Here is an 8,450-nt window from a genome sequence, read left to right as displayed (position 1 = left end):
AACTGCAAAGCGCACTTATCCTGTTTGGCGTTTTCGCCGTGCTGGTGACGTTCGGTGTGCCGATCTCGTTTGCGATCGGTCTGGCGACGGTTACCTGCATCACCGTTTTGATGTCCTTTGATCAGGCCGTGTTTGTGGTCGCACAGCGCATGGCCACCGGTCTGGACAGCTTTACCCTTCTGGCCATTCCGTTCTTCATTCTGGCCGGCAACATCATGAACCGGGGCGGCATTGCGGCCCGCATGATCGAGTTGGCCAAGGTGCTGGGCGGGCGTTTGCCCGGCGCGCTGGCGCACTGTAACGTTCTGGCCAACATGCTGTTTGGCGCCATCTCCGGCTCGGCTGTGGCCTCTGCCGCTGCGGTGGGCGGCATCATGTCTCCGCTGCAGAAGAAGGAAGGCTACGACCCGTCCTATTCGGCGGCCGTGAACGCGGCTTCTTGCCCGACGGGCATGCTCATTCCGCCGTCCTCCACCTTGATCGTGTACTCCCTGATCTCTGGGGGCACCTCCGTTGCCACCCTGTTCGTGGCCGGGTACATTCCGGGCATCCTGATGGGGCTGGGCGTGATGATCGTGGCCGGCATCATTGCCGCCAAGCGCGGGTATCCGATCATTCCCATGCCGCCGTTCAAGGAAGTGGTCTACAAGACGCTGGACGCCATCTTGCCGTTGATGCTGATCGTCATCATCATGGGCGGGATCATTGGCGGCATCTTTACCGCCACCGAAGCCTCTGCCGTGGCGGTGGTCTATTCTCTGGTGCTGGCCGTGTTCATCTACCGGGAAGTGAAGTTTACCGATCTGCCCGGCGTGATCCTTGAATCGGCCATTACCTCCTCCATCGTGCTGCTCCTGATCGGCTGTTCCATCGGCATGTCCTGGGCCATGGCGTTCTCCGACATTCCGTATGCCATTGCCGAAGCGCTGGCCAATGTCTCTGAGAACCCGCTGGTGATCATGCTGGTGATCAACCTGTGCCTGCTGGTCATCGGAACGTTCATGGACATGACCCCGGCGCTGTTGATCTTCACGCCGATCTTCCTGCCGGTGGCAACCGAGCTGGGCATGGATCCGGTGCACTTCGGCATCATGATGACCTACAACCTGTGTATCGGCATCATCACCCCGCCGGTGGGCAGCGCCCTGTTCATCTCCTGCTCCGTGGGCAATGTGGCCATCAAGGACATCATCAAGCCCATGCTGCCCTTCTATGTGGCCGTGATTTCCATCCTCATGCTCGTTACTTTCGTGCCGGAAATCAGCCTCTTCCTTCCACGCGTAATCCTCGGTTACGGCGGATAAGGCAAGGCGTCAAATCGGCTTTCGACAGGAACAGGGCCCGCATCCAGCGGGCCCTGTTTGTGTTTGAACGCGTCCTTGTGCGGTTTGTTGTACCTCTTGGGCTTTTGGAGGCCGAGGGAAAAAGAAAACCGGAAAGGTGCCTTATGGGCAGTTTATTGAGGGCCGGTGTGTGAGTCTTTCAAGTTCCGGCCTGGGCAACCTTTTGAAAACGCTTGGTTGCTTTTTGGCGATGTAAATCTTTGCGCACAGCGAAATAATATTCAGTAAATCTGTTGTGCTGAAATATTTTGCAGTGAACGTGACGGCGCTTTGGATTGTCCTATGCTTATTGCATCTGAGGTTGGACCAAGCAAACCCGCTAGGTTTTGATGGCATCTTGCGGCGCTCGGCGAGCGTTTACTTGGAAGCAGACCTGGGCTCTACCTCCTTCAATTTTGACGGAGCGCCTAGTCAAGCCTGAATTCTTCTCGTATAAAGCCGTTTTTAATGCCTTTATAAAGCGATCTGATATTTCCATCATTCCCGCGATGAAGGGCAGGGCGCAGAAACCCGCGACGGGTGCTGCGGATTCGCCGGTTCCTTAGCCAATCAGGGGGTGTTTATGTTTGTAAAGCAAACAGCAGGCTGGATGAGACGCGCCGTCTTTTCCGCCATTTTTGTCATGGCCGCAGTTCTATTCAGCGCAAGTTATGGGGTTGCCCAGGCGGCTGAACCGCTCAAGGTGGCGGCAATCTACACGGTGCCGGTCGAGCAGCAATGGGTTGGTCGCATTCACAAGGCTCTGACAGCTGCGGAAGAGCGCGGCGAGATTACCTACGTTTACTCCGAAAACACTGCCAACACCGACTATGAGCGCGTCATGCGTGAGTATGCGGAAGCCGGCAACCAGCTCATTGTCGGGGAAGCTTTCGCCGTTGAGCGTGCGGCCCGTGCGGTGGCGGCAGAGTACCCGGAGGTTGCGTTTCTCATGGGCTCTTCTTTTCCGGCTGCAGAGCCGAACTTCGCAGTTTTCGATAATTACATCCACGAGCCAAGCTACCTTACGGGTATGATTGCCGGGGCTGCATCGAAGTCCGGAAAGATCGGCATGGTTGGTGGTTTCGCCATTCCAGAGGTCAATCGCCTGATGCACGCCTTCATGGCGGGTGCCCGTGAAACGAACCCGGATGTGGAGTTCATGGTTACCTTCATCAACTCGTGGTATGATCCGCCAAAGGCCAAGGAAACTGCCTACGCCATGATCGATAACGGCGCGGATGTTCTTTATGCCGAGCGCTTTGGTGTATCCGATGCAGCGCAGGAAAAGGGCATTTTCGCCATTGGCAACGTGATCGATACGGCATCTGATTACCCCGGTACCATTCTTGCCTCTGCCATCTGGCACATGGAGCCGACCATCGACAAGGCCATTGCGGCGGTGAAAGATGGAACCTTTAAGGCTGATGACTACGGTCTCTATTCCTTCATGGAGTTTGGGGGCGGAAGTCTCGTTGCGGACGAAAGCTTGATTGATGCGGCCACGCTGGACGCTGTGAAAGCGAAGGAAGCGGCCATTCTGGACAAATCTTTCACGGTTGAGATCGACGATACGGAACCAAAGTCCTCCCAGTAAGGGAGTTGACCGATCTGTCAAACAAGATGGCCGGTTCGTTGGGAACCGGCCATTTTTCCGGTCCGGCTGCCGCTTTGAAGGCAGACCGAGTTGAGATCAGGCGAGGACGTGATGGCGCATGAAAACCAAGAGAGTGGGGCAGAGCGCGACCTGCTTTTGGCTCTGGACTCCATAACAAAGCGCTTTGGAGATCTTATCGCCAACAAGGATGTGTCGCTGGAGTTGCATTCTGGCGAGATTGTTGCGCTTCTGGGTGAAAACGGCGCGGGCAAAACCACGCTGATGAACATACTTTTCGGGCACTATGTGGCGGACGAAGGTGCCGTGACGGTGCGCAGCCGGTCCGGTGCGCTGGAGGTCTTGGAGCCCGGTGCGCCTCATGCCGCGCTTGACGCGGGTATCGGCATGGTGCACCAGCATTTTACATTGGCTGAGAACCTAAGCGGCCTTGAGAACATCGTACTGGGGACCGAAAGCCTTTGGGCGGGCCGGTTTTCTCGCTCCAAGGCCAGAGCCAAGCTGAAAAAACTGATGGAAACCTCTGGACTTGAGGTGGATCTGGATGTGCGGGTCTCTCGCCTTGCCGTTGGCGAGCGCCAGCGGGTCGAGATTTTGAAAGCGCTTTATCGCGACGCCCGCATTCTGGTGCTTGATGAACCCACCGCAGTGCTCACACCGCAAGAATCCGAGAGCTTGTTCGCCACCATCAAGAAACTGGCCGCTCAAGGCCTTGGCATCATTTTCATTTCCCACAAGATGGTAGAGGTGTTGGGACATTCTGATCGGGTGGCCGTGTTGCGCAGCGGCGAAATAGTTGCCGATCTGGAAACCTCGATCTGCAATCGTCAGATGCTTGCGGACCTCATGGTGGGGCACAGTGTCGAAACTGTCCAGCGCACACCGGGCAATCCGGGCAAGCCATTCTTGAGGCTGCAAGAGGTGTGTGCCGGAGAGGGGCGCGAGGCGTTGGATCATGTGTCTCTGTCGCTGCGGCGTGGGGAAATAATAGGGCTTGCGGGCGTATCCGGCAACGGACAGGCAACACTGCAAAAGCTCATTTCCGGTCTTCAAACCGTAACCTCCGGCTCCATTACGCTAGAAGGCAAGCCGCTGCCGGCCAAGGCAAGCGCTGCCATCAAGCAAGGTGTTGCGCGCATTCCGGAAGATCGCCACCACGACGGCATCGTGGGTTCCTTGTCCGTTGCCAGTAATCTGGTGATTGAGGAAATCCGCCGCCCCGCTTATCAGCGGTTTGGCCTGCTCCGATATGGGGCCATCAAGCGCCGGGCAGAAGCCGCCATCAAGGCCTATGACATCCGTTGCCCGGGACCACGAGCGCGCGCCCGTCTGCTTTCCGGTGGCAACATCCAAAAGATCGTGCTGGCTCGTACGCTGGATCAGCATCCGGCCCTCGTGCTCGCCGCTCAGCCGTCCCGCGGCCTTGATGTGGGCGCAACGGCCGATGTTCATCGCCGACTGCTGGAAGCGCGGGATCGGGGGGCCGGTGTCCTTCTCATCTCTGAAGATCTGGATGAGCTGTTTCAGCTTTCAGACCGCATTGCCGTAATCCACCGGGGTCACCTTTCAGCGCCTGTTCCAACCGAGGCCCTGGATAAAAGCGCGGTGGGGCTCATGATGGCTGGCCTTGAGCCGAAGAAGGAGGAAGCGGCATGATCCGGTTCGAACCGAGGGAAAACGTTTCTTCCACTTATGCCGTTTTGGTTCCGGTGATCGCAGGTATTGCGGCGTTGGCCTTGGCGGCTATTCCCATTTCTGCTGCGGGCGCGGATGTTCAAGGCGCTTTCATTGCCATGGCAAAGGGCGCGTTTGGCTCTCCCTTCGCCATTTCCGAGTTGCTCGCCCGCGCCACCCCGCTCATTCTCACGGGGCTTGCCGCCGCCGTCGCTTTCAAGGCCAAGCTATGGAACATTGGGGCCGAAGGGCAGCTCTACGTGGGCGCCCTTGCCGCGGTGGCCGTTGGGTCGGGTGCAATTTCGGCGCCGCCTTACATCATGATCCCGCTCATCATCGCTGCTGGCATGATGGCTGGCGGTACCTTGATGCTGGTGCCGACCCTTTTGAAGACCAAGCTTGGGGCTGATGAGGTGGTCACCACGCTGCTGTTGAATTTCGTTGTACTGCTGTTTGTGCAGATGATGCTGGAAGGGCCGATGAAAGACCCCATGGGCATGGGCTGGCCTCAGTCCGAGCCCATTTCTGCAGCGGCCACTTTGCCCAAGATGTTCCCGCGTCTGCGCGTTCATTGGGGGCTGGTCATTGCTCTGGTTTCGGCGCTCATCGTGTTCATCATCATGACCCGAAGCGTCTGGGGCTTTGAAATCCGCGCGACAGGGGAGAACGTTTCGGCCGCCCGGCATGCAGGCATCCCCGTCACGGCGACCTACGTCAAGGTGGGCCTCGTTTCCGGGGCCTTGGCTGGCCTTGCCGGTGTCTCGGAAGTGGCAGGCCTCAAAGGGTACCTGACCGCGGATTTGTCGCCCGGTTTCGGCTATACCGGCATCGTGGTTGCCATGCTGGCGGGTTTGTCTCCGCTCGGTGTTGTGGCTGCTGCGATCTTCATTGCCGCCGTTTTCGTGGGGGCGGACAGCATGAGCCGCGCCATGAGTGTTTCAAATTACATCGCAGATCTCATCGTGGCGCTGTCACTGCTCTGTGTGCTGGTCTCGGGCCTTTTCGTGCGTTTCAAGATGCGTTTCGTCAGGCCCAAGCTGCCAAAGAAAAAAGAAGCCGAGGAGTTCTGAGATGGAATACGTTGACATTCTGACCTCCGCCAGTTTCTGGGCCGCTGCCATTCGCATTGCAACACCGCTTATCTTCGGCGTTTTGGGGGCGCTCATTTGCGAGCGCGCTGGAGTGCTGAACCTTGGCATTGAGGGCATTTTCGTTGTCGGGGCCATGACCGGCTGGATGGCGGTCTGGATCGGGGCCGACCTTTGGACCGGCGTTGCTGTTGCGGCTGGGTGCGGGGCCGTGTTTGGCCTGCTCCACGGCATTCTCACCGTACCCCTTGGGCTGTCGCAGCACGTCTCCGGCCTTGGCATCACCCTGTTTGCCACCGCCGTGAGCTATTTCACCTACCGCACAGCCCTACCAAATGTTTCGTCTCCGCCGCGCATTGAGGCCTTCCAGCCGCTGGATGTGCCGGGGCTGTCGGACCTGCCGTTCATTGGCCCGGCGCTGTTTCAGCAAACGCCCATGACTTTCCTTGCATTGGCTCTCGTGCTGATGGTTGGTTTTGTGCTTTATCGCACGCCATTGGGGTTGGCGATCCGCGCTGTAGGAGACAACCCGGCTGCGGTGGAAGCGCAGGGGCTTTCCGTTTATGGCCTGCGTATTGGGGCGGTCATGGTGGGCTCCGCTCTCATGGCTCTGGGCGGTGCGTTCCTCACCATGTCCGCGTTTGATGCTTTCTTCTTCGGCATGATCAACGGGCGCGGCTGGATCTGCATCGCGCTGGTGGTGTTTGCCTCGTGGCGGCCCGGCAAGGCGCTGCTGGGGGCGGTGCTGTTTGGTGCCTTTGACGCCTTTCAGATCCGCCTGCAGAACGAGGTTGGCGGGGCCATTCCCTCGCAGGTCTTCCTCATGATCCCGTATGTGCTCTCCATCGTGGCGCTGGTGATCGTAGCCCGCAAGGCAGACTACCCGAGGGCGCTTTTGCAACCTTACTTCCGAGGGCAGCGCTAACCTCCAGCGCGCCCTCAACACAAAAACACTCGCGATAACAGGCAGTTGTCATGTCATTGGATCTATTGGTCAAAAACGCAACACTCACCACCGGTGAAACCGGCGTGGACATCGCCGTCAGTGGCGGCAAGATCACCGCCATCGAGCGTGGCATTACCGCAGAAGCCGCTGAGGTGCTGAACGCAGACGGCTACCTCGTCAGCCCACCCTTTGTGGACAGCCACTTCCATATGGATGCAACGCTTTCCCTCGGCCTGCCACGCATGAATGAAAGCGGCACCTTGCTTGAAGGCATCAGCCTGTGGGCTGAACTGAAGCCGCTTCTTACCGTGGACGCAGTTGTCGAGCGGGCGTTGAAATACTGCGATTTGGCGGTGTCTCAAGGCCTTTTGGCAATCCGCAGCCACGTGGACATCTGCGATGATCGGCTTCTGGGCGTGGAAGCCCTTCTTGAGGTGAAGAAGAAGGTCGCCCCATATATCGATCTGCAACTGGTCGCGTTCCCTCAGGACGGCTACTACCGCTTCCCCACTTCCCAAGAAAACATGAAGCGCGCGCTGGATAAGGGCGTTGATGTGGTGGGCGGCATTCCTCATTTCGAGCGCACCATGGAAGATGGCACGCGCTCGGTGCGGGCGCTGTGCGAACTGGCAGCGGACCGCGGCCTGATGGTGGACATGCACTGCGATGAAAGCGACGATCCGTTATCTCGTCATATTGAAACGCTGGCCTATGAGACCCAAAGACTGGGCCTTCAGGGCAGAGTGGCAGGATCGCACCTCACCTCCATGCACTCAATGGACAATTACTACGTCTCCAAGCTGCTGCCGCTCATGGCAGAAGCCAGGGTGTCTGCCATTGCCAACCCGCTCATCAACATTGTGCTTCAGGGGCGTCACGACACCTACCCCAAGCGCCGGGGCCAGACCCGTGTGCCGGAACTGCGCGCGCACCACATCAACGTGGCGTTCGGCCATGATTGCGTGATGGACCCTTGGTATTCCCTCGGCAATGCGGACATGTTGGAAGTGGCCAGCATGGGGCTGCATGTGGCTCAGCTCACCAGCCGTAGTGACATGCGCTACTGCTTCGATGCGGTCACCAAGAACCCAGCCGGGATCATGCAGCTGGAAGGATACGGCGTTGAGCGCGGCTGCAATGCGGACTTCGTGCTGCTGCAGGCACGGGACACCATTGAGGCCCTGCGTCTCAAAGCCGCCCGTTTGGCCGTTGTCCGCCGAGGCAAGGTTATTGCCAGAAGCGAACCACGCATCACACATCTTTCCATTGAAGGACGCCCCGCAATCGTGAACCCTGCGGACTACCAGCCCAATCACGCCTAGTCGAACAGACAGAGCACGGCCTCACCCGTGCTCCGTTTCCAACGACATGTGCTTCGGATTTACCAATGGAACAACAGCTGCGCGATCAGATATTGATGAATACTTAATAGAACTGCTCGGTTTGAGGGATATTAAAATTTTATTCTTTGATTCAGCGCGACACCATGTGAGATTCGGACCAGTATTGCCGCGAAAGACGGTGTCTTGTTCTTGTGTTTTTCGGCGGAAATTCACAGTTTCTGGCGTAAAAAGACGAGGGCCATGTATTTTTCTCTTTACTTCCTTTTCAAAGATAAGCACCCTACAAGGCGTTCCACGGAATGCGGCGCGAAATCCATGCTAGATTTCATAGAAAGCCCGCATTGCATGATGCATCTTTCGTGGGCCGGTTCGACTCCGGCATGTCCCAAGTGTTTTACTTTTTAGGGACTAAAAAATGTCTTCTCTTTTGACAAACACCTCCGCAATGGTCGCTCTGACCACTCT

General features: G+C 57.7%; 6 protein-coding genes. All 6 read left to right on the top strand.

Annotation, left to right across the window (positions count from 1 at the left end):
* Nucleotides 1-2 precede the first annotated feature (2 nt).
* Nucleotides 3-1,304, top strand: a complete 1,302-nt coding sequence (locus tag G512_RS0119455; protein ID WP_028482312.1) for a TRAP transporter large permease — start codon at nucleotides 3-5, stop codon at nucleotides 1,302-1,304.
* Nucleotides 1,305-1,965: 661 nt separating this feature from the next.
* Complete coding sequence (locus G512_RS0119450; RefSeq protein ID WP_228130543.1) at nucleotides 1,966-2,916, top strand: BMP family protein; 951 nt, start codon at nucleotides 1,966-1,968, stop codon at nucleotides 2,914-2,916.
* 111 nt (nucleotides 2,917-3,027) lie between these two features.
* Nucleotides 3,028-4,590 (top strand): ABC transporter ATP-binding protein, encoded by a 1,563-nt coding sequence (locus G512_RS0119445; protein ID WP_028483147.1) that lies wholly within the window; start codon nucleotides 3,028-3,030, stop codon nucleotides 4,588-4,590.
* Nucleotides 4,587-5,678, top strand: coding sequence for an ABC transporter permease (locus tag G512_RS0119440; protein ID WP_028483146.1), 1,092 nt, complete (start codon nucleotides 4,587-4,589; stop codon nucleotides 5,676-5,678). The genes G512_RS0119445 and G512_RS0119440 overlap by 4 nt, the downstream gene beginning before the upstream one ends.
* A gap of 1 nt (nucleotide 5,679) precedes the next feature.
* Nucleotides 5,680-6,621: an ABC transporter permease gene (locus G512_RS0119435; protein WP_028483145.1), complete on the top strand. Its 942-nt coding sequence runs from the start codon at nucleotides 5,680-5,682 to the stop codon at nucleotides 6,619-6,621.
* Between the two features lie 50 nt (nucleotides 6,622-6,671).
* Nucleotides 6,672-7,964 carry an amidohydrolase family protein gene (locus G512_RS0119430; RefSeq protein ID WP_028483144.1) on the top strand — a complete coding sequence of 431 codons (1,293 nt, stop codon included), beginning with the start codon at nucleotides 6,672-6,674 and terminating at the stop codon, nucleotides 7,962-7,964.
* Nucleotides 7,965-8,450: the final 486 nt, after the last annotated feature.

The organism is Pseudovibrio exalbescens DSM 16456 (assembly GCF_000422785.1).
GTDB lineage: Bacteria > Pseudomonadota > Alphaproteobacteria > Rhizobiales > Stappiaceae > Pseudovibrio > Pseudovibrio exalbescens.
The sequence above is the reverse complement of the archived record's forward strand: the minus strand, read 5'-3'. Positions and strand labels throughout refer to the sequence as shown.

Bases quoted from the DNA above. Each gene is read 5' to 3' on its own strand.
- G512_RS0119450 (WP_228130543.1), top strand. From the start codon at position 1,966: ATGGCCGCAGTTCTATTCAGCGCAAGTTATGGGGTTGCCCAGGCGGCT.
- G512_RS0119440 (WP_028483146.1), top strand. From the start codon at position 4,587: ATGATCCGGTTCGAACCGAGGGAAAACGTTTCTTCCACTTATGCCGTT.
- G512_RS0119430 (WP_028483144.1), top strand. From the start codon at position 6,672: ATGTCATTGGATCTATTGGTCAAAAACGCAACACTCACCACCGGTGAA.
- G512_RS0119435 (WP_028483145.1), top strand. From the start codon at position 5,680: ATGGAATACGTTGACATTCTGACCTCCGCCAGTTTCTGGGCCGCTGCC.
- G512_RS0119445 (WP_028483147.1), top strand. From the start codon at position 3,028: ATGGCGCATGAAAACCAAGAGAGTGGGGCAGAGCGCGACCTGCTTTTG.